Source organism: Microcoleus sp. T3_B1 (assembly GCF_036700445.1).
Classification (GTDB): domain Bacteria; phylum Cyanobacteriota; class Cyanobacteriia; order Cyanobacteriales; family Microcoleaceae; genus Microcoleus.
In genome coordinates this window covers 1-22,819 of the sequence record NZ_JAUBOX010000005.1, presented here as the reverse complement: position 1 = coordinate 22,819, position 22,819 = coordinate 1, and the positions used below count along the sequence as shown (strand labels likewise).

General features: G+C 42.2%; 17 protein-coding genes, 1 other RNA gene and 4 pseudogenes. 13 read left to right on the top strand and 9 right to left on the bottom strand.

The features are described from left to right. Positions 1 to 57: 57 nt before the first annotated feature. Both QT990_RS04575 and QT990_RS04570 read right to left on the bottom strand, forming a co-directional pair. Positions 58 to 2,289: a polysaccharide biosynthesis tyrosine autokinase gene (locus QT990_RS04575; RefSeq protein WP_333145837.1), complete on the bottom strand. Its 2,232-nt coding sequence runs from the start codon at positions 2,287 to 2,289 to the stop codon at positions 58 to 60. A gap of 21 nt (positions 2,290 to 2,310) precedes the next feature. Then, positions 2,311 to 3,741 carry an SLBB domain-containing protein gene (locus QT990_RS04570; protein ID WP_333145840.1) on the bottom strand — a complete coding sequence of 477 codons (1,431 nt, stop codon included), beginning with the start codon at positions 3,739 to 3,741 and terminating at the stop codon, positions 2,311 to 2,313. Between the two features lie 34 nt (positions 3,742 to 3,775). On the opposite strand from QT990_RS04570, the gene QT990_RS04565 reads away from it, so the two are divergent. Continuing rightward, complete coding sequence (locus tag QT990_RS04565) at positions 3,776 to 5,131, top strand: O-antigen ligase family protein (protein WP_333145842.1); 1,356 nt, start codon at positions 3,776 to 3,778, stop codon at positions 5,129 to 5,131. Between the two features lie 276 nt (positions 5,132 to 5,407). Here QT990_RS04565 and QT990_RS04560 read toward each other — a convergent pair whose 3' ends face one another. Both QT990_RS04560 and purD read right to left on the bottom strand, forming a co-directional pair. Beyond that, positions 5,408 to 7,573: an ATP-binding protein gene (locus tag QT990_RS04560; protein ID WP_333145844.1), complete on the bottom strand. Its 2,166-nt coding sequence runs from the start codon at positions 7,571 to 7,573 to the stop codon at positions 5,408 to 5,410. 170 nt (positions 7,574 to 7,743) lie between these two features. Continuing rightward, the gene (gene purD, locus QT990_RS04555) at positions 7,744 to 9,024 is read right to left on the bottom strand and encodes a phosphoribosylamine--glycine ligase (protein ID WP_333145846.1); all 1,281 of its coding nucleotides are present in this window, start codon (positions 9,022 to 9,024) and stop codon (positions 7,744 to 7,746) included. A 338-nt stretch (positions 9,025 to 9,362) separates the two neighbouring features. Here purD and QT990_RS04550 point away from each other — a divergent pair, with 338 nt between their 5' ends. Both QT990_RS04550 and ssrS read left to right on the top strand, forming a co-directional pair. After that, entirely contained in the window at positions 9,363 to 10,625 is a 1,263-nt protein-coding gene (locus QT990_RS04550) for a 5-(carboxyamino)imidazole ribonucleotide synthase (protein ID WP_333145850.1), read from the top strand. Positions 10,626 to 10,675: 50 nt separating this feature from the next. Next, positions 10,676 to 10,935, top strand: a non-coding RNA gene (gene ssrS, locus QT990_RS04545) — 6S RNA. Between the two features lie 539 nt (positions 10,936 to 11,474). Here ssrS and QT990_RS04540 read toward each other — a convergent pair. After that, a complete protein-coding gene (locus QT990_RS04540) occupies positions 11,475 to 12,164 on the bottom strand; it encodes a transposase (RefSeq protein ID WP_333145853.1) in 690 nt (229 codons plus the stop codon). 940 nt (positions 12,165 to 13,104) lie between these two features. Next, positions 13,105 to 14,373: pseudogene (locus QT990_RS04535) on the bottom strand (IS4 family transposase). A gap of 41 nt (positions 14,374 to 14,414) precedes the next feature. Between QT990_RS04535 and QT990_RS35760 the strand changes: the two are divergent. From QT990_RS35760 to QT990_RS04500, 8 genes and pseudogenes are all read left to right on the top strand, one after another. Further along, positions 14,415 to 14,588: a helix-turn-helix domain-containing protein gene (locus tag QT990_RS35760; protein WP_445252083.1), complete on the top strand. Its 174-nt coding sequence runs from the start codon at positions 14,415 to 14,417 to the stop codon at positions 14,586 to 14,588. A gap of 51 nt (positions 14,589 to 14,639) precedes the next feature. Beyond that, positions 14,640 to 14,864, top strand: a complete 225-nt coding sequence (locus QT990_RS04530) for a hypothetical protein (protein WP_333145855.1) — start codon at positions 14,640 to 14,642, stop codon at positions 14,862 to 14,864. A gap of 14 nt (positions 14,865 to 14,878) precedes the next feature. Continuing rightward, on the top strand, positions 14,879 to 15,244 hold the full coding sequence (locus QT990_RS04525) for a transposase (RefSeq protein ID WP_333145857.1): 366 nt from the start codon (positions 14,879 to 14,881) through the stop codon (positions 15,242 to 15,244). Positions 15,245 to 15,375: 131 nt separating this feature from the next. Continuing rightward, positions 15,376 to 15,945: a hypothetical protein gene (locus QT990_RS04520; protein ID WP_333145859.1), complete on the top strand. Its 570-nt coding sequence runs from the start codon at positions 15,376 to 15,378 to the stop codon at positions 15,943 to 15,945. Positions 15,946 to 16,048: 103 nt separating this feature from the next. Then, complete coding sequence (locus QT990_RS04515) at positions 16,049 to 16,708, top strand: hypothetical protein (protein ID WP_333301034.1); 660 nt, start codon at positions 16,049 to 16,051, stop codon at positions 16,706 to 16,708. Between the two features lie 510 nt (positions 16,709 to 17,218). After that, positions 17,219 to 17,575, top strand: a pseudogene (locus tag QT990_RS04510) (DUF4277 domain-containing protein); the annotation flags it as partial. Between the two features lie 158 nt (positions 17,576 to 17,733). Then, positions 17,734 to 18,108, top strand: a complete 375-nt coding sequence (locus tag QT990_RS04505) for a hypothetical protein (protein ID WP_333145864.1) — start codon at positions 17,734 to 17,736, stop codon at positions 18,106 to 18,108. After that, positions 18,098 to 18,634 (top strand): transposase, encoded by a 537-nt coding sequence (locus QT990_RS04500; protein WP_333301036.1) that lies wholly within the window; start codon positions 18,098 to 18,100, stop codon positions 18,632 to 18,634. Before QT990_RS04505 ends, QT990_RS04500 begins: the two co-directional genes overlap by 11 nt. A 428-nt stretch (positions 18,635 to 19,062) precedes the next feature. Here the strand turns inward: QT990_RS04500 and QT990_RS04495 are convergent, their stop codons facing one another. The 3 genes from QT990_RS04495 to QT990_RS04485 all read right to left on the bottom strand — a co-directional run bounded on the left by QT990_RS04495 (position 19,063) and on the right by QT990_RS04485 (position 20,036). Next, the gene (locus QT990_RS04495; RefSeq protein WP_333464979.1) at positions 19,063 to 19,203 is read right to left on the bottom strand and encodes a hypothetical protein; all 141 of its coding nucleotides are present in this window, start codon (positions 19,201 to 19,203) and stop codon (positions 19,063 to 19,065) included. 109 nt (positions 19,204 to 19,312) lie between these two features. Beyond that, the gene (locus QT990_RS04490; protein ID WP_333145868.1) at positions 19,313 to 19,813 is read right to left on the bottom strand and encodes a DUF6444 domain-containing protein; all 501 of its coding nucleotides are present in this window, start codon (positions 19,811 to 19,813) and stop codon (positions 19,313 to 19,315) included. A 10-nt stretch (positions 19,814 to 19,823) separates the two neighbouring features. Continuing rightward, the gene (locus tag QT990_RS04485; RefSeq protein ID WP_333145871.1) at positions 19,824 to 20,036 is read right to left on the bottom strand and encodes a hypothetical protein; all 213 of its coding nucleotides are present in this window, start codon (positions 20,034 to 20,036) and stop codon (positions 19,824 to 19,826) included. A 469-nt stretch (positions 20,037 to 20,505) separates the two neighbouring features. Here QT990_RS04485 and QT990_RS04480 point away from each other — a divergent pair. Together QT990_RS04480 and QT990_RS04475 are read left to right on the top strand one after the other, a co-directional pair. After that, positions 20,506 to 21,405: pseudogene (locus tag QT990_RS04480) on the top strand (ISAs1 family transposase); the annotation flags it as partial. A 112-nt stretch (positions 21,406 to 21,517) separates the two neighbouring features. Beyond that, positions 21,518 to 22,819: pseudogene (locus QT990_RS04475) on the top strand (IS4 family transposase); the annotation flags it as partial.

Below are 22,819 nucleotides of genomic sequence, written 5' to 3'. Positions count from 1 at the left end.
AAAATCTCCAATTGTTTTACTTCTTCCTTTCCCTATCTAACTCCATTTTAGCATTCGTTATTTGACCCCATTAGCTACTACTCCCAATACTTTAAAATCGGCCACATTTAGTTGATCTAAAGCTTTGCTTACCAGACCGCGATCGGTTTTTTCTATTTTTACTATCAGCACTGTACCATCAGTTTGAGAAGCTAGTAAATGACCGTCTGCTAAACCCATTAAAGGCGGCGTATCGTAAATGACTAAATCAAATAAGGCTAGGAATTGTTCCATTAAATAGTGCATCTTTCTCGAAGAAAGTAATTTAATTGGATCGGCGGGAATAGTACCTGCAGTGAGGACAAAAAGATTGTCATCGTCGGGTAATCGCTGAATAGCCTCATTTAAGCTTAAATCCGAACTTAAAACATTACTTAAACCTTTGATATTTGATAAGCCAAGGTATGTGTGCAGTTGAGGCAAACGCATATTAGCATCCACTAATAATACTCGTTTACCAACAGCAGAAGCAGTTTTAGCTAAATAAAGTGCTACAGTGGACTTACCCTCACCTTTAATAGTCGAAGTGATGGTTAAAGAACTTATTGGGTTGTCAGCATTTAATAATTGAATATTTGTGTATAAGTAGTGAAATGCCTCGACCACAGGAAAATCTTTGGAATTTGAAACTATTATTCGTTTTAAGCTTGCACTGTTAGTATTTGAACTTACGCTAGTGAATGTAGGTGGAACACTTTCACCTCTCCGAGATTTAATTTTCATCGCTTTGGCGATCGGAATGACTCCCAAAAGAGGGCGTTTAGTTGCTGATTTAATTTCTTCTGGAGTATGGAAAACAGTATTTAAAACTTCTACTAGGAAACCTACAGCAATGCCTAGTAAAGTGCTAATAACGATCGCGATTGCTAGGTGGCGACGGGTTGGTTTTTCTGTTACTGGCTGGAACTCACCATTTTCGTTTGTGACTAACTGTGGTTTAGATATAATTTGCCAAGAGCCATCAATTTGACCAGCATCTAGTTGTAAAGCTTTTTGTTTTTCGAGGAAGAGTTTGAGAGTATCCTTAGCTAGTTCTAGTTTTAATTGTAGGTCATCATAGCGACGTTGAGCTTGGGGCATCTGAGTGATTTTTGCTTGCAGTAAGTTTTGACTATTAGTTATCACTCGCTCGCGAGCTTCCAACTGTTTTAGTTGTGATTGCATCTGCAAGAGGACAGTATCAGCTTCTCTTTTCATTAACTCACGCAAACTTTGCTGCTTTTCCCGCAAAGATTGAATGGGAAGGCTATTTTCATAAAATTGAGTAGAGCTTAAAGCTAATTGCGCCTCTATCTCATTTACTTTGCTAATTAAATTTTCATAAGATTTCGGGCTAATATCAACAATCCAACGATTATCGCCCGTTAACGCTCTTTTTTTGTAGCTTTCATATTGAAGCCTACTTTCTGCCAGTTGTCCTTGCACTTCTAGGCGACGATTAGTTAAATTATCTAGCTGATCTGATAGGCTGCGGCTGCGTAGTTCTGGTTGATTAAAGTTATACTGAACTCTTAACATTTGTAATTCTTGTTGCAAGTTATCAACTTTCTGCTGGAGTGGTGGCATTTGGCGATCGATAAAATCAATACTTTTTTGGCTAACTTTTAAACGCTGTTTGCCCATATATTCTAGGTAATATTTTGCAGTTTCATCCAGCACATATTGGATGCGCTTTGGATCTCGATCGCGGTAGCTAATATTTAGGAGTTTAGTAGCCCCCTGCTTCCCATCTTTCAAGAAAGTAACACGTTCGATTGTCAATCGCTTGTTGAGATTTTTATAGTCAAACTTTGGATATTTTTTCTGCAAATTATTAACTAAGGGTAGTAAAACTTCTGGGCTTTTTAAAACCCGCGTTAAACTTTGATAATCCACCGAGGAACCGTCTTCCGCTGATGATTTAATTTTGTTCAAGTCTGTGATACCTAAACTATTATTTTGAGCTTGAACCAAGAGCTTTGATAGCCGATCGTCAGCCGTAATGGGTTCTGCTAAAACTGTAAATTTTCCTTCATACTCGTTAATAGATTGTTTGGCAGCCATGAGCACGAAACTACCGCTTAAAGTAGCTATGCTGGCAGCTACTATGCCCATCACCAGAAGGCGACGTTTGACGACAGCTAGTACCCAATTCATATCAAGAACTTGGTCATCCTCTGCTGGGGTACTAGCTAGGTAATTAGCCGAGGGAACTGACAAATATTGACCATTAAGGTCATTCTTGAGGGAAGACAACAGTTTTTTATCCATAGCAAAAATGTTATGAAATTCCTAATTTCCTAAGAGTCTCAGTAGCTCTATTAGTCGGGTGGGAACGAGAAGTCCACCAATAATACTACCAGCGGGTGTGAGAACAGTGTTAATGGTGTCTACCAAGGTAGCAGTCCTCGAACGTCCCACTATAATTATGTCATTATCTTGAATCAGTGGGTTGGTTTGAGCATCGATTCCTTGATTCAAATTAATTGCTACTTCCGATCGGGATATAGTTCCATTAGGATTCAGCCTGATCAGTTCCACGGATCTAGAGTTAGCACGAGTTAGTCTGAAACCCCCCGCACTCATAATTGCTTGATTTAAGGTAGTATTAGGAGGTAATTTGAGCCCACCCGGAGTATTGACTTCTCCGATAACACTCACTTGCACAGTCCCCGGTGCAAAGCTAGCAGTAGCTAGAACCGAAACTTCTCCAGGGTCGATCGCCGTCGCTGTCGGGACAAAGATGATATCCCCTTCTTGTAGTATAGTATCTTGAGAGGTATCTTGTTCTTGCAAATATTGCCAAAGGTTAATAGTGCGGATTTGTTGTTTGCCATTTCTAGTATAACGTTGGAGTTGGATTTGCCGAATATCAGCGATTGATGTGATGCCACCAGCTAGTTGTAGAGCTCGAATGATGGTCGGTTGTCCGCTGGTTCTTTGACCATTTTGGGTATCACCACCGAGCGCTACATATCTACCGGGACGCTTTACCTCTCCGAATACTGAGACACTACGGGGTTGCTCTGCTGGTATAGAAAAAGTAGATTCACTAACTTGATTTGTTTCTGCTAAATTAATTGTTTCTTGAGGGGGAACCAAGATTTGATCTCCATCTCGCAACGTGATGTCTTGGCTTGTTTGACCCGTTTGTAAATAATCCCACAGGTTATAAGTGAGAGTTATTTGTTGGTTAGCCTTGACACGACGTCGGACAATTACTCGGCGGATATCAGCGCTAGCTCGAATACCGCCAGCTTTTTCTAAAGCTTGAGGGATCGTGGGAAACTGAACTGATGGTGTATTTCCACCTCCATTAGCTAGGGGCAATGAGTAGGATCCGGGACGACTTATTTCACCCGACAACCAAATATTGAGCGGGCGGGCAGCTTGTAAGCTGATGGTAACTATAGGCCTTTTTACGACCCGGCCATAAGCTCTAGTGATAGCTTGGGCTGCCTGTTCTAAAGTTAATCCTTGAAGGGAAACACTACCAATAACCGGGATTTGAATAGCTCCCCCAGCGGGAATTTGATACACCCCACTAAGCTGGGGCAGATCGTAGATATCAATTCTAATATTGTCTCCACCACCTAGATAGTAATCAGTATTAATACTTATTGGGGGGGCTGGGGACTGAGCGAAGTTGGTTTGAGGGTAGGAGAGAGTGAGTACCAGCGCCAGCAGTGGCACTTGTAAGGCAGGAAGGGTAAGCCATTTCATAGGTAGTAACAAATTTGATGATAGAGGTAAAGCCATGAAAGATATTTTAAGGGTACCGATGTTTGGGTTGATGCTATTGTGTTTAACGCTTATCGTCTGTGTGACTATTTATATTTTAGTCGCACGCCATCCCAAATTTGCTGCCACCTTAGAAAAGATTTTTGTGGGGATACTTTTTTTTACCATAACTGGTGGATCTGGTATCATAGCCATGCCCTTTACCAAACTTCATCCTAACGTTTTCTCCAACTTAGAAACTACACCCCCAACGATGATTGGTCAAATAGCCATTTATGGGGCCATGATATTAATGATATTTCCCCGCTTAACTAAAACTACCAAAAAGTTAGTTTATGTAGCCATTAAAGAAATTTCAGGAGACCCTTTTTTATGTGTTTTTTTGTTGCTGATGACTTTATCAGGGTTGTGGTCACAAACTCCTGAAATTTCTTTCCGGGCTAGTTTGGCTATTTGGGGAGTAACACTGGTTTCTATTTATGTAGGGAAACAGTATAGTTGGGTGGACATTTATGGATTATTGAGATGGCTAAGTGGTTTATTGGCCTTATGGGTAGTTGTGAAACCAAATCCCGGTCTCGACGGTTGTTGGTCGGGAGTTTTAGGCCATAAAAACCCTTTTTCTTTTCAAATGGCTAATACAGCTTCCTTATGGATTTTATATGCTGTTAAAGACCGTAAATATCGCTATTTATCCTTATTTATAACTTTAATAGCTTTAGTAGCATTGCAAAAAGGTTGTAGTGGTGCTAGTCGGATTTTGACAGTGGTATTAATCAGTTTGTGGAGTTATTTAGCCCTCTTAAAAAAATTACCTGTAAAATGGGCTTTTGTCTGCTTTATCTTATTTTTGGTGGGTAGTATAGGTATAAGTATTTTGGTGTTAAATAATTTAGAGGCTATTGTTGTGGATGGTTTGGGAAAAGATATGACTTTAACGGGTCGAACCGATTTTTGGCCTTTAATTATTGATCGAGTTAATCAAAATAATCCCATATTTGGTTATGGGGTGGCAGGATTTTGGCAGCCTTGGCGTGGCTTGGAAAACCCAGCTTACGGAATTATAGTAGCTAAAACTGGTTTTGTGCCACCCCACTCTCACAATGGTTTTATAGATATTCTTTGCCAACTGGGTTGGGGCGGATTGTTGTTGTTGATTTTGTCATTTATTAATAATATATTTAGAGGTATAAAGTACCTAGTTAAAGAAAGTTTTCCCGAGTCAGCTTTGCCTTTGTATCTATTAACATTTATGCTAATGACTAATTTGACAGAGGGGGGATTATTTGGGGTTGGTACTTATTGGTGTTGGTATGTAGTTTTATCGGTAAAATTGAGCTTAGATACGACAGCTAAAGATAATCCACACTGATGATGTCAGCATTGGGTCAGGCTGATTAATCGGGAGGCTTGAGTGCGATCGTACCGTTTAGCCTAAACTCCAATGATAACTCAGTAGACACACCTAAAAAAACCGAACACCCAGAACCCAGACTTCTTTAAGAAGTCTGGGTTCTAATAGCCATCGGGTTTGACGTTGAATAGGGTTAATTTACCAGAACTTACGCAACCATCCTATGAAGAGGGGCAACCACGGGGGATTGCCCCTACCAAACGCTATATGTAGAAGGCTGTGGGTAAGTCCTCTTTACTTAATATGACTCGCAATTGTTTCACTTTCCACCGTTGCTTCCACGGGCCAAGAATTTTCCATCTCTACTGTGTGTTTCGGCTGATAAACTGCCAAGTCAAACCAGAAAGTCGTACCCACATTAACTTCGCTAACTAAATTAATTTTAGTGTGGTGCTTGTCAATAATGTTTCTGACAATAGAAAGACCTAATCCCGTTCCTTCTAGGGTGTGTACTCGGTTTTCTACCCGGAAAAAGCGATCGAAGATTGCTTGTTGGTCTTCAGGATCTATGCCAATTCCAGTATCAGAAATTTCGATCCGCACTACCGGAAAATGTTGGGCATCCGGTGACAAGTTTTGGTTCCCGGATTGGCCGTCTTTGTGGGTGGGCGCCTCCGACTCTAGCAAATACGCTCGAATTGCCACCTTGCCGCCGGACTGAGTAAATTTTAAGGCATTTCCTACTAAATTTGCAAATACTTGCAGTAACAAATCGTAATGACCTAACGCAGGTGGCAAATACGGGTCAACTTCTTGCTCTAATTCAATGCCTTTATCCTTAGCATTTAACTGATAAGTCCGCAGGGTTTGTTCCACAGCTTGCGGGAGGTCAACAGCCTCCAAGTGATAAACTCGGCAGGATTCCAGCCGCGACAAGTCTAACACGTCGTTAACTAAACGAGTTAGTCGATCGGTTTCTCGATTGGCAATTTCTAGGAATTCCCTGCGCTCGCTTTCTAGAAGGTCTTCTCCGTACTCGTGAAGAGTCTCGATAAAAGATTTGATATTAAATAAAGGTGTTCTCAATTCGTGAGAAACATTGCTGATAAAATTGCTTTTAGCCTCATTTAGTTCTACTTCCCGAGTGATGTCCTGCACTGTCATTGCAATGCCTTTGAGACTTTCTCGGTAATTCCCTGAACCTTGATGCTTGGAGGTTTGCTCGTAGAAAGTACACTCTACAGCTACCGGGCGTTGTGGCTCAGTACAGGTATCTTCCTCATGGCGGATGCAGCTTCTGCACAGCGGTTCAGCACCGGGCGCTTTGTGCAGAATGACTGTAGTTAAAACAATCCGAATTGTACGGTTAACTGGTTGGCTCATAGAGATGCGAAATTCGCCGCCGTCGCGATCGCCCGCAGCTATTTCCTGCAACGGTCTCCCCAACTCCTGCTGCACTTCCGAAGGCAAAATGTTCAGAACATTTACTCCGAGCGCATTTTTGCCTTCCCATCCAAAAATCCGCATCCCCGTCGGATTAACTAAAATCACCTGCAAATTTGCGTCTAATAAAAGCGCGCCATCAGCAATCGTTGATACCAAAGTTTCTAACTTAGCTTTTTCCGCTGTCAGCTCTTCAATATTTTGTTCTTCATAACTTTCGAGTTTCTGGGCCATTTCATTAAAACTGCCAATTAACTCGCCCAATTCTCCCCCTAAAGGCAGGTCAACTCGCTGCTTAAAATTCCCGCTGGCGATATTTTTAACCCCGAAGACTAATTGTTTGATCGGCTGAGTAATTGTCAGGGCATTAAATACAGCTCCCAAAATTACCATCACCCAAATAGTGACAAATACTGCTAAAGTGACATCCCTAGTCAGATTTGAAGAGATAACGGCTGCGGGATTGGGGTTAATGCCGATCGCCAAAACTCCCAAATATTTGTCTTCATGAATTAACGGCACAAACACATCGGTCACTTCTCCATCTGGCGTCAAATGCTGCCGTACCAAAGGCAAAGAAGTTAAATTTCTCGCTTCAATATCGGCGAGAAAATTATCGGGAAGTTTGATCTGGCGGCGCAGCGTCAGGGAAGTTTGCACCTCCGATTCCGAAAATGGTATCCCCAGGAAAATATCTCCCGCTTCGTCTGCATAAAGCATATAGCGGACGCTGGAGGTGCTGCTGTAAAATTGGCGGGAAAAGCGGGCGACTTCGGAGCGATCGTTTTTGGCAATGAGCGGCGCCACATTTGCCGCCAACAGCAGGCCGAGGTCTCGGCCGTAGCGAGTATCGTTAAGTCGGGCGTCTTGCTGGATAGTATTGACGGCCCAGAATGTCAGGCCGCTCATAATTAACGACACTACGAGGGTAGCACCGGCCATCAGGCGGGTCTGGAGGGTAAAATCCGACCACCAGCGGGCAATAATTTCTCCGATTTTGTTTAGTATGGCCAGCATTTCACCAGTTCACCCGTTCAATATTAAAAGCAAGATCAATTCCGTTGGCTCCCGATCGAATTTTCTGCTGCGACTTGTCCGCTACCGCCACCGCAGAGATACCAAACTTCATTGTTACATTTCTACATTGAGATTGCTTGGCTTTCGGATGGCGGCCGATGTCGCAATTCCTAATTTTTATCGCCCAGAGCTCGGCGACCGATGTCCCGGCGGCAGTAGACCCCTTCAAATTGGATGCAATCCACTGCTGCATAAGCCTTGGAAATAGCTTGTTCCAAAGTTTCTCCTGTCGCAGTGACGCCCAAAACCCGGCCGCCGTCGCTCACCAACTCCTGGTGCTTCAACTGGGTGCCGGCGTGAAACACTTCTGCTCCTTTGGCTTCAGCTTCCTCGATACCTGTAATAACTTTGCCTTTTTGATAACTTCCAGGATAGCCTCCAGAAGCCAAAACTACGCAAACAGAGGCCCCCGACTTCCAGCGAATAGAATATTCACCGAGACGCTGCTGACAGCAGGCCAGCACCAAATCTTCTAAAGGAGTTTCCAGAAGCGACAAAACCGCTTGAGTTTCGGGGTCTCCGAAACGGCAGTTGAATTCTAAGACTGTGGGTTCTCCTTCGGGCGTAATCATTAAACCTGCGTAGAGTACACCCCGGTAGTCGATTTTGCGTTTTTGCAGTGCTGCGAGGGTGGGTTCGAGAATTTCTTCTTGAATCCTTTCCATGAGTTCCGGGGTGACGATGGGCGCTGGGGCGTAGGCTCCCATACCCCCGGTGTTGGCTCCCTTGTCGCCTTCGCCGATAGCTTTGTGGTCTTGGGCCGGCAGCAATGGTTCTACTGTGATGCCGTCGGTGAGGGCGAGAATCGAGACTTCTTGACCTGTTAAGAATTCTTCGACGACGACTCGGATGTTGTCTGTGCCGAATTCGCCTCGGAAAATGGTGTTGATGGCGCTGTGAGCCATTTTGACGGTGGTGGCAACGGTGACTCCTTTGCCTGATGCGAGTCCGTCTGCTTTGATGACTATTGGGGTTCCTTGTTCCAGAACGTATGCTTTTGCTGCTTCTGCGTCTGTAAATACGGCAGCTTTGGGTGTGGGGATGCCTGCTTCGAGCATCAGTTCTTTGGCCCAGGATTTGCTGGATTCAATTTGGGCGCCGGCTTTGGTGGGGCCGAAAATCATCATTTTTCGCTGTTGGAAATAGTCGGCGATGCCTAGCGATAGGGGCAATTCGGGGCCGACGATGACTAATCCGATGTTGTTGACCATCACAAAGCGTTCGATGCCTTGGAAGTCGTCGATGTTGAGCGACAGATTCTGACAGCCTGGGGTGGTAGCTGTGCCGCCGTTGCCCGGTACGCAGAATACTTGTTTAATCCGCGTAGATTCTAGCAGTTTTTTTGCGATCGCGTGTTCGCGACCTCCGTTTCCCACAACTAAAACTTTCACAGTATCCTCACCTATAAATTTTGTTCCCTGAATGTCTGATTTTCAGTGTTGGCATCTGTCTATCTGCTTTTTGCAGTGCTGTCAATTATGCCATGCTTGGCGCTAGGGAATTGCTAGATGTGGCACTTTTCTGGAGGAGTGGGCTTCGACGGCTGTTTCTCAATGGCTGGGAGCGTGCAATAATTAAAGACTTTAGCAGCCCTATTTTGCTGGGTTCGGCCTCGATTTAATCATGCAATTAAAACTCTTTTTTGGCTTTGAACTCTTCAATTACTGTAATTCATCCGGGGGCAAATAGCGATAAGATAGGCAGGTTGACTCTGCGGAATTTTACTCACATGAAATCAAATCAAACCGCTGCGAGTTCGTCTGCCAAATTTAAGCGGGTGGGCGTTGTCGGCGGCGGCCAGCTAGCTTCGATGATGGGGGATGCTGCTAGGGCACTCGGTATTGAATTGGTAGTACAAACTCCTAATGCTACTGACCCGGCAGTTTCTGTTGCTGCTGGTGCTGTTTTGGCGGCTGTTGATGATGTTTTGGCTACGGCTCAATTGGCTGCTGGCTGCGATGTTATTACTTTTGAAAATGAGTTTGTGAATTTGGATGGTTTGCGGCCGCTAGAACGGCAAGGTGTGTTATTTCAGCCGAGTTTGTCGTCGCTTTCTCCTTTGTTGGATAAGTACGTTCAACGCTGTTATTTACAAGGTTTGGGTTTGCCAACTCCGAGGTTTTGGGAATGGGATGGCAGCGCGGATTTGCCCCCGGAATTGTTTAAGGCGGTGGCGATCGACTTTCCGGCAATTTCTGTTTCCGACAGCGTGCAGATGGAAGGAGACTCGGATGCTGGGTCGATCGACTTTCCCTTTGTCGTCAAAGTTCGCCGCCACGGTTATGACGGCCAAGGTACTTTTATTGTTAATGATCGGGGGAGTTTTGAGTCAATTCGTGCTAAGCTCAAGGGTCAGTCTTTGCTAGTGGAAGAGTTTGTGCCGTTCGATCGCGAGTTGGCTGTGATTGCTGCTCGATCGGCAACTGGCGAAATTGCGATTTATCCGATAGTGGAAACTCAGCAGCAAAATCAGGTTTGTCATGTGGTGATTGCGCCCGCTGATATTAGTTTAGATGTGAAAACTGAAGCTTGTGCGATCGCCCGCACTCTCCTCAACAGCTTAGAAGCTGTCGGCGTATTCGGCATTGAATTATTTTTAACCGCTGATAATAAGCTGTTAGTCAATGAAATTGCACCCCGTACCCACAACTCGGGACATTTTACGATCGATGCCTGTGAAACTTCACAATTTGAACAGCATTTGCGTGCTGTTTGTCAACTGCCTTTAGGTAATTCGGCTCTGAAATGTGCAGGCGCTGTCATGGTAAATTTGCTGGGCTACGAGTCGGCTGAGTCCGATTATTTAGCAAAAAGAAAACAACTGGCACAAATTAGCGGTGCTTTTGTCCATTGGTATGGTAAGAAAGTATCGCGTCCGGGCCGCAAACTCGGTCACGTTACAGTTGTGCTCGACGCGGACTTGGTGGCTCAGGGGCGATCGTCAGCGGAGGCGATCGCTCAAACCGTAGAATCCATCTGGTATGCAAGTTAAATTGCTCGAAGGTTGCCAAAATCTGGTTAGTTGGTATATATTAAATAAAGGTTCTACTGCGACGTTGGTGACTGCCAATAATGTTTTTTTGATCTATAACTCTTAACTCTCGGGAATCAAGATGTTTGGACAGCAGTAAACTGGGCTTGTACCCATAAACTTTAAGTCCGTCTCCAGCTCTTACCAGAAGCCGGAGCAGACGAAGAAGTAAACTGGGCTTGTACCCAGAAACTTTAAGTCCGAGCCAACGGTACCCACCTGGTAAAATACCAGGTCAAAAGCTGAGGTAAGACGGCGTTGCGGGGAGCCATTAAAATTTTGATTGAGATAGGCGCTGTGAAATATAGCTAGCCTATTTTTTTTTAGATACACGCTTTTACTCATAAGACCTCTTGCAAAAGTCCATGTAAATTATTGATTGATAATGAATCTTAAAAAAAATATGTCGGTTATTCTAAAAAATTCGCGCTCATTAAACGTTGATTTTAACCGATTTAACTGGAGCGCGTATCTTTCTTAAAATTTTGACATAAAACTCACGCTGGCTGGGCCTGCCTAAGCAGTTTAAAACAATTTTTAGAGGGTGACTTTTTACTTTCTGGATACAACATTGAGTTCATAATTAGTAACCGTTCAGGGGGTGCGCCTGGGGCGCACCACCCCAAGAGGAGTTTAAGCATCAATATGTTTGAGAGCTAACAAGAATGTAATCAGGAATTCTTTCGTGCATTGAATCACTTTTCCAGCATCACTTGTTGTCAGCAATCAAGTAATACCAATTCACTATGAAGGTACACTAAATGTAGGCTAAAAGTAGAGGAGATGCAATATCAATACTCCGGACAGTTTTTAAGCAGCCAGAGTACCATAAGACAAGACTGAAGGAAGGTTAGGGTGATTTAAAATCAAATCCGGGTCTAAATCTAACTTATCAATAAAGGTAGAAAGTAGATGCTTATTGAATTCCAGACGTTTATAAGAGGCCATAGAAAACACAAAGGATTTGGCAGATGAATGACAACTAGAGAGTTCATCTTTAGCTAAGTTTAGGGCAATTAGACTGGCATTAAAATGAAAATCAAGCCGTGGTAAATGACGAGCTTGACAATCAGACAATCCCGTAAATTGCTTGGCATCACCAAAGATAAATTCAATCGGGAAACGAGCCTGATAATATTCAAGAATTTGCTCAGGTGGTAGGTGAATATCAGTGCTAAACAATAAAGCATTTTTGATTTTGCCGTGGGCTTGAACCTCAGAGATACAAACCAAACAAATTGGGCAATTTAAACAACAACGACCCACCTTCAATGTATATAATGAAACTCCGGGTTTTAGGTCTTTAACAAAATTAAGACGACTCAAATCATGGCAGTCAACCTTACCATCATATTTACGTGGAGATCCCTGCTTCTTTTGTTCACCTGTATAGAGATAGCGTAGGTTAGCATCACTTCTTAACTTGCCAATAAAGTCTAAATTTAAGTCCCGCACAGCCTCCCAGAATTTAGAGCGATAGTAATAGCCATCAGCCACCATTTGGACGTACAGAAGTGGGGAAAAAATAACGAGTATTCTTCAAATGTTGTGCAGAGTCATCAACTCTTGTGATGTCAGGCTTTGAGCTTTGAGAGTCCGGGTTTTTGCGAGATTTTTTTGAGCTGTTATTCTTCGGGTTTTTGGGCAGTTTTTTCACGGGTTTTATTTGAGGGCGTGACGGAGTTTGTTGTACGCTTAAGCTATAAGATAAACGAGTCTCAATTTCGACAATAGAAATTACAGAAATTTCCCACCCCTGTTCCGATTGGGCGTAACCGCTCCGCCGCTCTAGTTACCAATCTGTAATCTCTAGTAAGCAATCTGTAAAAAGCAACCCCCTGCGGGGGGTTGCCAATAGGCGCTCTCAGAGGTATGACATAAAGTTAACCAAACCTAAACATCAACACTTCTGAGAAAACCCACTAATGAATAGGATGCCGAACGACGAGATATTTGTCCACCTAGAAGGCTTAACGAAGCAATTTGACAGTCTACGAAATTAAGTAGTTAAACAAAATTAATTACACAAACAACTAATATGATATAATAAAGTTATTACGTTGTACTTAGAGACGTTTTATATGTTTTTAATGCGAGATGTTAATCCACTTTCCTTGAAATTGCTAAACCGAATTTATCGCGAAAGCAGACATCATCAAGTGCGCCTAGCAAGCACATTTTTTAATCTTAGTTTCACAAGGTGTCAAAAATGAAAACTTGATGAAAATTTTTCAAGTTAGTTATAAGACTATGTATAACTCAATACGGTTCAGTTAAGGCTATGCAGTGCTTAAAACAATAAATACAGGAGGATTCATTATGATTCCAGTACCTCTGTGTTTAATTTATTTAGACCGAAATTTTGAGACAGGTTTTTTCACGACTCTGGGGTTGTTTCTCTGAGCCCTTTCAGGTAGAACTTGATCGAGAATCTCCAAAGTTAACCAATTAAAAAAAAAGGAAGTTCCTGTGGTTGTAACCGCTGAAATTTTGGGAGAGCGCGACGAATAACTCGTAGTGTTCCAGTAAAAGAAAGACGCAATGGTGAAACACATGCGCTGCTTACTGAAGAGAAAAATTAATGACCTTACCGCCCAATGTCCTAGTAGTAAACCATAAATTTCTTGTACCACCTCAAGAGGCTTTTGAGAACGAATATGAGTTTTTCTTCCTAATAAATGTACTTTCAGTTCATCAATCGTATTCTCAACTTCCCAACGTTGATGATATTCACAGGCAAGGAACTGGGCAGGAAATTTTTCCGCGTCCAACAAGCTGGTAATTAAACGATATCTAATTTGTGCTTCGGGGCGTTCGGGATGCTCAATTGTGTACTCAATTACTCTTACTTGTATTGGCTTAAATCCTTTTTTTCTTAACTTGCCAGATGGATCAATCCAACTTAAATATGAACCATCATCTAGTTGTGTTTCGTTTAAGAATTTAACGTTGGATGGAATTCGCACTCTTCTACTCACAACCTTTACTGAATGTGGCTTCTACCATCGCGTAAGAATGTAAACCTCTATCCCACATCAATAACATTCCCTCTGCCACTGAGCGTAACAATTTTAACGCTCTTACTCTTTCTCCTATTTTATATGGACACATTAAGGCATCAAATATTAAATGTGTTCCTGCCTCTACTAAAATCACTAATCTAGCTTTGGGGAACGCCGCTCTCGTACCCGGACGGCTACCTGGACGACCAAAAACTCTGGCATTTTCATCACCCAGACGGGAGGTCTAAGCAGGTTCCGTCTATCACTACGACTCTGAGTTCGTTGATAAAAGCTCCTACTGTTTCAACTGTAGCCATTGGTCGTACTAAGGAATGAAACAACTGTCTCATCACGCCCGCTCCTAATCTTTGTCTGGCTTGAGTAATTGCCGATTTACAGGGAAATCGCCAATATTTACCAATTTTTATCCATGCTTCATTAAGACCATCAATTAAATTTTTTAAGACCTCCCGCATTGAATCTTTTGACCACAGACTCATGGCGATTACCAGACACACTACCAGTTGTGCTGGCAGGACACGATGACGTTTCTCTTCAACATTTGTTTTCGCAATAGCTTGTTCGATGGCACTTGCTGGAATTGCTATCTCTATGGCCTTGAATATCTCCTTACTTGGGATTTTGGGAGATACTAATGAGAATTCTTTGAGATGCACGTTAACTTGCTCTCCTTTTGTGGACACCATACCTAATTTACCACGGTTTGAGCCTTAACTGAACCGTATTGATGTATAACTGGTTGAATCGATGGGAATATGAGGGAAGGGTCGGATTATACAATAAACCAGGTAGAGGCAGAAAAAAAACTTTTGATGCCGCACAATCAGCTCAAATTAGAGACTGGGTAAAATTGGAGCCAAGACAATTAAAGCAAGTAGTGCAAAATATTAAACAAGAATAGGATATTAATATCAGTACGGAAACTATTAAGAGAATAATTAACAAACTTTGTATGAGTTGGCATAGGATGCGTCGAGGTGTTGGTGGCAAGCCAGATCCCATAGAATACAAGGAAAAAACAGAAAAATTGTCCGAATTAAAACAACTAGAAGATGAGGAAAAAATTGATTTATACTATTTAGATGAATCCGAATTCTGTGGCATCCCTTGTCTCCCTTATGGATGGCAATATATTGTGAATATTTGTCAATTGAGAGTCGTAGAACTAAGCGTTTAAATGTCTTGGAAATCATGAATCCACAAAATACTCTTCATGCTTATGTTTCAGAGCAGACTATTAATTCTGATGTAATCATAGCCTGTATAGATACTTTCTTTGCTGTGGTGGAGCGGCCAACATTTATTGTAGTAGATCAAGCTTCTATTCATATTAGCAATGCCATTTTCGAGAAACTTGAAGAATGGCAAGAACGCGGTTTAACTATATTTGAATTCCCGACTTATTCACCTGAATTGAATTTAATTGAGATTTTGTGGCGGTTTATCAAATATGAATGGCTCCAAATAGATGCCTACTCTAGCTGGCAAGCTCTTGTTTCATCTGTCGAAAAAATTCTTAAAGAATTTGGAGATAATTATGTAATTAATTTTGCTTAACTACTTATGTACATACAGCAGCCACCACAGCCGTTGCTACTCATCAAGTAGAACAGGAAGTCTGGTCACGGATATTGCAATTAGGTCATCAGACTCTGGGGATGTTTTTCGCCCTCTGTGGGGACGGAGATATGGGTGAAAAGCTCACCTTACCGGATGGGAAAGAAGTCAAGCGCTTATCAACCCCTCATCAACGCGATTATCAATCTTTGTTTGGCGCATTCCAATTAAAACGAGTTGTCTATGGGAGTCGTGAAGGACAAAAAATAGTTTTTGTCCCTTTAGATACCCGCTTACAATTGCCGGAAAGTAAATTTTCTTATCTGCTCCAAGACTGGAATCAGTCGTTGGCTGTAGAGACCCCTTATAATCAAGTCAATGAAACCCTTGAAAAGATTTTAGGATTGAGTCAATCGACTGATAGTTTAGAGCGGATGACTCGTCAAATGGCGGCTGATGTTGCATCTTTTTGGGAAACTAAGCCAATTCCCTCACCAGCCGAAGAAGGCCAGTTTATTGTAGCGAGTGCTGATGGGAAAGGAATTCCTATCCGCATGAATGCTGACTCACCTGCGATTTTAGAGCATCGCCCCCGTTCAGGGCCCAAACCGAACCGTAAAAAAATGGCTATAGTTGGAACAGTTTACAGTATAGATCCGATGCCAAGAACTCAGCCAAGAAATCGTAGAATCTTTATTTAGAGACCCCCGTCAATCTTCTGAGAAAAAACATCGGGAAAAATCCCGACTCAAGCCGCAACACAAATACTTGAGAGCCAGCCTGAATACTGAACGAGATGGTGAAGTGATTAAGGCTACTCAAGTAATATTTGATTGGATGACCTGTGAAATTAAGCAACGAAATCCCCAAGCTATTAAGACTCTAGTGGTCTTGATGGATGGGCAAGCATCTTTGTGGGAACAGTCTGTCAGATCCCTAACTCAATCAAATCGCCTTGAGATTCTTGACTTGTTGCACGTCACCTCCCGCATCTGGACGGCAGCTCACTTGTTCTGTGAACCAAATAGTAACGATGCTATCGCTTTGGTCAAAGACTATGTGTTGCTAACTCTTCAAGGAAAGGTTGGTGAAATGATAGAAATTTGGCAAAAAATGGCCAAAAATCGTCGCTTCAAAGGTCAGAAACAGGAATATCTGCAAAAACTCATAAACTACTTTGAAAATAATAAAAATCGGATGCGCTATGATATCTACTTGGCAGCGGGTATCCCATTGCTTCTGGAGTTATTGAAGGCGCTTGTCGGCATGTTGTTAAAGACCGACCGGAACGAGCTGGTATGCGCTGGACAATTCAGGGGGGCACAGGCGATGTTAGAGCTACGCAGCACCTATCTCAATAGAGATTGGGATAAGTTTATTAAGTTTCGCATCCAGAATCAACATGAACGCTTATATCCTTATCGTAGTTTAGTGGAAACAACGCCGTGGCCAATGGCTGCTTAACGGGAATGAGCGGACGACCGATTACGCCCGTTCCGATTTACCAGCTACATCATTATAAAAATGTAAGGATTCAGGTCTGAAAAAGGGGAATGAGCGAGCGGCATAGCCAAGTCACAAGAATGGGCATTCATAGCCTCACGGAAAAAAGCCATTACTGAACGAGCTTGAAAACGACAGGTTTGAACCCACATTCCGCACCCTCAACTGGCACATAGGCGGATGGAGGGGTAAAAGTGAATCATCCGAGACAAAGCGTGAGTAAAAAATACTCAATAATTTCGGTCACACTCCCATCATGAGCGTTAAAAATTCCTGACAAGAGAAGTGAGGGCATGAGTTAAATCTGATATGAGTTAAAATTGCGAGGGGTAAAAACCCAGTTTATGACGTATTCGTAACCGGAACGATCACGAAAAGGCATTAATTCAGATCGCAACCATAGCCAATTATCACCAAGAATAGTGTAAACTGGCGAGAGCGATGAACGCTCAAATTAGGATTTAGCAGCCCATGCAGAAAGCATCTGAGATGAAAGTAGAAAACCTCGATCATCTGGGATTGATAGCTGGTCTAATTGATGAAATAGGAATTGTCCAAAAAATCAATGAATTAGTAGGCGAACAACCGGGCGAAATAGTCAGTCCCGGCCTGGTAGTCAAAGCCATGATTATCAATGGATTAGGGATGGTTTCCGCCCCATTATATTTATTTTCTAAATTTTTTGAAGGAAAAGCAATAGAACATTTACTTAGAGCAGGGATTCAAGCATCGCATCTCAATGATGACCGTTTGGGCAGAGTATTAGATAAATTATATTTGGCAGGAGTTACGGAAATATTCACAACTATTGCGTTAGAAGCAGCTCAAAACTGTAGTTTAGACTAACCAAAGATGAGAACGGTGGCAAAAGAAGAACTAAAGCCACCGCGCCAGGAGAAAATGAGGGTGAAAACAAAACCTATCCACTCCTTAAATGAACAGTGAACGATTAAAGGACTTTCCTGGGAGCAGCATACGAATTATTGGTGCAAGCCAAGGATGCGACATTCGAGCTCATGGATGCAGTGATGACCACTCCGAATGTGTCGTGTTTAGCGGAATTTTCCCTCAATCCATTATTCAATCGTCAATGGCCGAGCGTTTATGAAGCCTTACAAGACTGTAGACCAGACCGAAAAAAACTGATGGAGTTGTATGGAGAGCAATTACAGAAAGAAGCACCCCCAACAGAACACATATTAGTAGCAATTGACCACACTGCATGGGCTCGACGAGATGCCAAAACCTTAAAAGACAGAACCCATGAATATCAGGGGGGCGTAATTATTGGACAGGGGTACAGTACCATTGCCTGGATACCTGAAGCACTCTTGAAGTTGGGCATTACCCCTGCTCCATGAAAGAATTAGTAGTGGGTCTTCACCCATACTTCAAGCAGCTTCTCAACTCAAACTTGTCTGTGAACAAAGCGTCAACCCAGTTTTAGCAGTTTTGGATCGAGAATATGGCAATGCAACCTGGGTATTAGCGCAAGCAGATATTCAAGCTGATTGCTTAATGAGAGTCCGAAAGAATGCCTGCTTATGGTCAGCACCACCAGCCTATAGTGGTCGCGGTAGACCACCCAAACATGGGCAAAAAATGAGACTCAATGACCCAAGCACATGGCTCGAAGCTGATACTGCGATTGAAATTGACGAAGATCCAGAGTTGGGACAAGTCCGAGTCAGACAATGGCTTGACTTGCATTTTTATCGTGCGGCCGAACATCCAATCAATTTAATCCTGGTGGAAAGAATGAAGCCCATGTCAAACGGTCAGCCGTTTCCACCCTTATGGTTGGCTTGGGTGGGAGAACGAACTCTCCCTAAGCGAAACTGTTTGGTTCAAATATTTACGACGCTTTGGAGTCGATCATTGGTATAGGTTTGCCAAGCAACGATTGCATTGGACATTGCCTAATTTAAGAACTCCTGAACAATCGGAGCGTTGGAGTGATTTAATGCCGTTGATGAGTTGGCAACTCTGGTTGGCCAGAGATTTAGTGATCGAGAATAGACTTCTGCAGGCAATCTGCTACTATCAATTTAACCCCTGGACGTGTTGCCCAATCAATGTTTTCGCTTTTAGTTGACATTGGTACTCCCGCAAAAATGCCTAAACATAGGGGAAAATCCCCCGGTTGGGAAAAAGGAAGGGTACGGACGGTAGCACCGCGATATCCCACTGTGAAAAAACGGGTTTCCCGACGTAAAAAGTCTTCAAGATTAGTTATTTAATCTTCTCCCTCTTGAGTTTTTGAGTAACAGCTTGCCGGATATTCAAAGGTAGCCACTTTTGGCTGCAATCATTTTTTAGTCTAAACTACAGACTCTTAGGGTTTCATCTACATGAACGTTTGATTGTAAAGGTGCCCATTCCCACAGTGCTTTGATAGCTGGCTTTACTGCTGCTGCTACTCGTTGATTGGTTTTTTGCAATGTTCCTACTCCCACTTCAATCCTGCCGAGTTCCCACAAAAGCGAGCGTCAGCTTGGAGTAGGAAAGATGCCCATAATTACCTAGCCAGACGCCGGGTGCTTGCAGATTAACACTTAAGTCAAGTCAAGGAACCACTCCCTGATGTGGTTCTCCTCTAACTACAGCACCACATTCTAGGCATTTACACGATTGTGTCTGATATTCGACGACTTCAATTGGTTGCGCCACTAGAGTTGCTACTTGCTGAGAGTGGATGTTAATTACTTCACTTAATTCTTGACTGCCACAATTGAGACAGATGTCGGGTGAGCTAATTTCGGTTCTGTCTACTCGTCCAAACCCTTTTCGGGTTTTGCCCTGATGACCTGGTTGTCCACCTGGTTTCTTTTTTTGGTCTGCTTCTGGTTTGACTGTTGGTTTTTCTGGTTTTTGGAGTAGATCCGTTGATGGAGGTTTTGATGAAGTTTGACTGGTGGTTCGACTTTTTCCCGTAGCAATAGCTAGTTTTTCTTGCAATTCTGCAATGATTTTTTGCAGCCCCAGTACCATTTCTACCAGTTCAGCTTGGCTCAACTGCTCTATTTCGGTTTTTTCCTTCTGTCTGGTGGCTGTGGGCTTTTTCATTACCTTTATTTTACCAGATGCCGCCACTTAAGTCTTTTTTGACCTGAATCCTTACATAAAAATAAGCCTTGCCATCAGTTTGTTTGCCGCTTTTTCTTAAAAAAGAACAATCAATAACAGCAATAATTGTGTGGTCAGGGTTTAAAGCAACACGCGAGAAAATATTGATTAAATTGTGGAAAGTTAAAGCTTTTGAGAAAGTGAGGACGGTAGGTTTTTTCACTCAAACAGCTATAACGACTGAGATTCGTGAAGTTGACCAAGCCAAACGGCCAGCAAAATAGTTGAGAATAATGTGATTAAAAACTTCTTTTGGGGTTGACTAATCCCTAGCATTTGTTGTAACAATACTCCGGACAGTTTTTAAGCAGCCAAAGTACCATAAGACAAGACTGAAGGAAGGTTAGGGTGATTTAAAATCAAATCCGGGTCTAGATCTAACTTATCAATAAAGGTAGAAAGTAGATGCTTATTGAATTCCAGACGTTTATAAGAAGCCATAGAAAACACAAAAGATTTGGCAGATGAATGACAACTAGAAAGTTCATGTTTGGCTAAGTTTACAGGGTAAGCTCATCTAATTTGGTATAAATTGTACTTGACAAAAAGGGCAATTTATACGATTTGGCATTAGTGATTAGTGGTTATATAATGTTTCTTAATCATGCGTCATGACTGGTGAGGAAAAGTCAATGAAAAAAGGATTTGCTCCTGTTTCGCCAACCCAAAAATCAAAGAAGCAGAATAATCGGACTCAACTAATATCCGTCGAACATTTACAAGCGAGCTTATCAACTTATTTTGATAACATACAAGATCCCAGAGTAGACAGAACCAAACAACACTTACTTAAAGACATTCTCATCATCAGCATATTAGCTGTAATCGCCGGAGCCGATGGATGGGAAGACATAGAAAATTACGGACTCAGTAAGCAAGAATGGTTAGAGGAATTTTTAGAATTACCCAATGGAATTCCGAGCGATGACACATTCCGCCCTTGTATTTGAAAGGTTAGACCCTAAAATATTAGAAGAGAAGTTATCCCAATGGCTTCAAAAAATTATGGGTTCAGTTTCATCAGAAATTATCCCGATAGATGGAAAAAGTTTACGAGGCTCTTATGACGCCTGAAAAAGGTTTAAAAAACCTACATTTAGTGACAGCTTGGGCGAGTGAACAGCGTTTGGTACTCGGACAAGTCAAAGTGGAAGACCATTAATCATGAAATCACAGCTATCCCTGCCTTGCTAGAATTAATCGACATTACGGGAGCGATTATCACCATTGATGCGATGGGAACTCAAACCGAAATTGTGCGACTTATTCGTCAGAAAAAAGCGGATTATGTCCTGGCATTAAAAAGCAATCATCCTACTCTTTATAATCACGTAAAAGACTGGTTTAATATCGCAAGAACTCAGAAATTCATGGGAATTGAAGTGAGCTATGATTCCCGAACAGAAAAGGAACATCATCGCATCGAAACCAGAAAAGTCTGGGCGGTATCAGTTGCATCTTTAGGAGGACTTTATAAGCAAGAACAATGGGCAGGTCTTCGGACTATTGTGATGGTCGAAAGGATCCGTCATCCATTTGTGACAAGTTAAGAAAAAGTGCCAATTGTCAAGGGGTATACAAAAGAAAGGTAAAATAGGATGAAACCTTTGTCAGGCAAGCATTTGAGCCATAATTGAACCAGTTATGACTAGCAAAAAACGCATCAACCGAGATCATGCAAAGAAAAAAAATCGTCCCCAAGTAGAAAATGAAGCGATCGCGAATCACCTGGAAGATTTATTAATTCCGGCAATGGCGGCCCAAAAAACTTTTTATCGCCAACTAAATCTAAGAGATAGGATTCTGACACTACCATTAATGATGGCAGCAATCCGCCAGTTTATTATGGCGAGACGTAGCAGGAGTAACAGAATTAACCAGATTATTAAATAGAGAAGGATTTTTATGGTGTCAGCCACAAGAAATTAGCCAACAAGCATTGTCACTCATATTTTTAACTTTGACCGCAGTTTTATTTGAAAAAGTATTTAAAGAATTACTGCCTCATTTTCGTCGGAAATGGTTGATGAGAAAATCAAGAGCACTACCGGATAGCGTACAATTTGCCTTAAAAAACTTTTAAAATATCTGGATAGCAGATGGCTCAACATTAGAAGCATTATTTCGTAAACTCGAAAGTTTATCAGATGTGCCAATTGGTCAATTAGCCGGAAAAATGGGAGTAATAATAGACCTAGTAACTCATCTTCCAGAAGAAATTTGGTTTTGGACAAATCCGAAACAAGCAGATACTAATTGGGAGGAAGATTTACTAAAAACAGTTAAGCCGAAAACCTTACTATTATTGGATCGAGGCTTCTATCACTTCGCTTTTTGGTCAAAACTCATTTCTCAAGAAATTGGATTTATCACTCGAATCAAGAAAGGTGCATCTTATCAGGTAGAGCGGGTATTAACAAATACCTATGATATCAAAGACCAGATAATTAAAATAGGTGCAGGGACAAAAAAGACACCAGCTTTGACTATAAGATTAGTACAGATTCGCTCCAAGAGTTCCTGGCGTTCTTATCTGACAAGTGTCCAAGAACCCGAAGTGTTGCCACCCTATGTAGTAGCAGATTTATATCAAAGACGCTGGCGAATAGAAGAGGCATTTTGTCTAGTAAAAAGATTACTAAATCTCAGCTATTTATGGACTGGTTCCTTAAACGGAATCAAGCTACAAATCTGGGCTACTTGGCTATTTTATGCGGTTTTAGTAGATTTAGGGGATGCGGTTGCCGATGAATTAGGAGTACCAATTGAACGGGTTTCATTAGAAATGATTTATCGGGGGATGTATCATTTTTCTGTGGCCTATCAAAAAGGATTAGCTTCTGACCTAGTTAAGTATTTTGCCGACGATAAAAATCAAGATTTAGGGATTGTTAAGCGACGACGAAAACCTCATGTCAGGCTAATTATTTCTCCTTTCCCTGGAAC

What these genes read in the sequence shown, in the direction of transcription:
- QT990_RS04530 (WP_333145855.1), top strand. Translation starts at nt 14,640, where the DNA reads ATGAGTTGGCATAGGATGCGTCGAGGTGTTGGTGGCAAGCCAGATCCC.
- QT990_RS04575 (WP_333145837.1), bottom strand. Translation starts at nt 2,289, where the DNA reads ATGGATAAAAAACTGTTGTCTTCCCTCAAGAATGACCTTAATGGTCAA.
- QT990_RS04520 (WP_333145859.1), top strand. Translation starts at nt 15,376, where the DNA reads ATGGGTGAAAAGCTCACCTTACCGGATGGGAAAGAAGTCAAGCGCTTA.
- QT990_RS04550 (WP_333145850.1), top strand. Translation starts at nt 9,363, where the DNA reads ATGAAATCAAATCAAACCGCTGCGAGTTCGTCTGCCAAATTTAAGCGG.
- QT990_RS04490 (WP_333145868.1), bottom strand. Translation starts at nt 19,813, where the DNA reads ATGAAAAAGCCCACAGCCACCAGACAGAAGGAAAAAACCGAAATAGAG.
- QT990_RS04525 (WP_333145857.1), top strand. Translation starts at nt 14,879, where the DNA reads ATGAATCCACAAAATACTCTTCATGCTTATGTTTCAGAGCAGACTATT.
- QT990_RS04565 (WP_333145842.1), top strand. Translation starts at nt 3,776, where the DNA reads ATGAAAGATATTTTAAGGGTACCGATGTTTGGGTTGATGCTATTGTGT.
- QT990_RS04540 (WP_333145853.1), bottom strand. Translation starts at nt 12,164, where the DNA reads ATGGTGGCTGATGGCTATTACTATCGCTCTAAATTCTGGGAGGCTGTG.
- QT990_RS35760 (WP_445252083.1), top strand. Translation starts at nt 14,415, where the DNA reads ATGTATAACTGGTTGAATCGATGGGAATATGAGGGAAGGGTCGGATTA.
- QT990_RS04560 (WP_333145844.1), bottom strand. Translation starts at nt 7,573, where the DNA reads ATGCTGGCCATACTAAACAAAATCGGAGAAATTATTGCCCGCTGGTGG.
- QT990_RS04570 (WP_333145840.1), bottom strand. Translation starts at nt 3,741, where the DNA reads ATGAAATGGCTTACCCTTCCTGCCTTACAAGTGCCACTGCTGGCGCTG.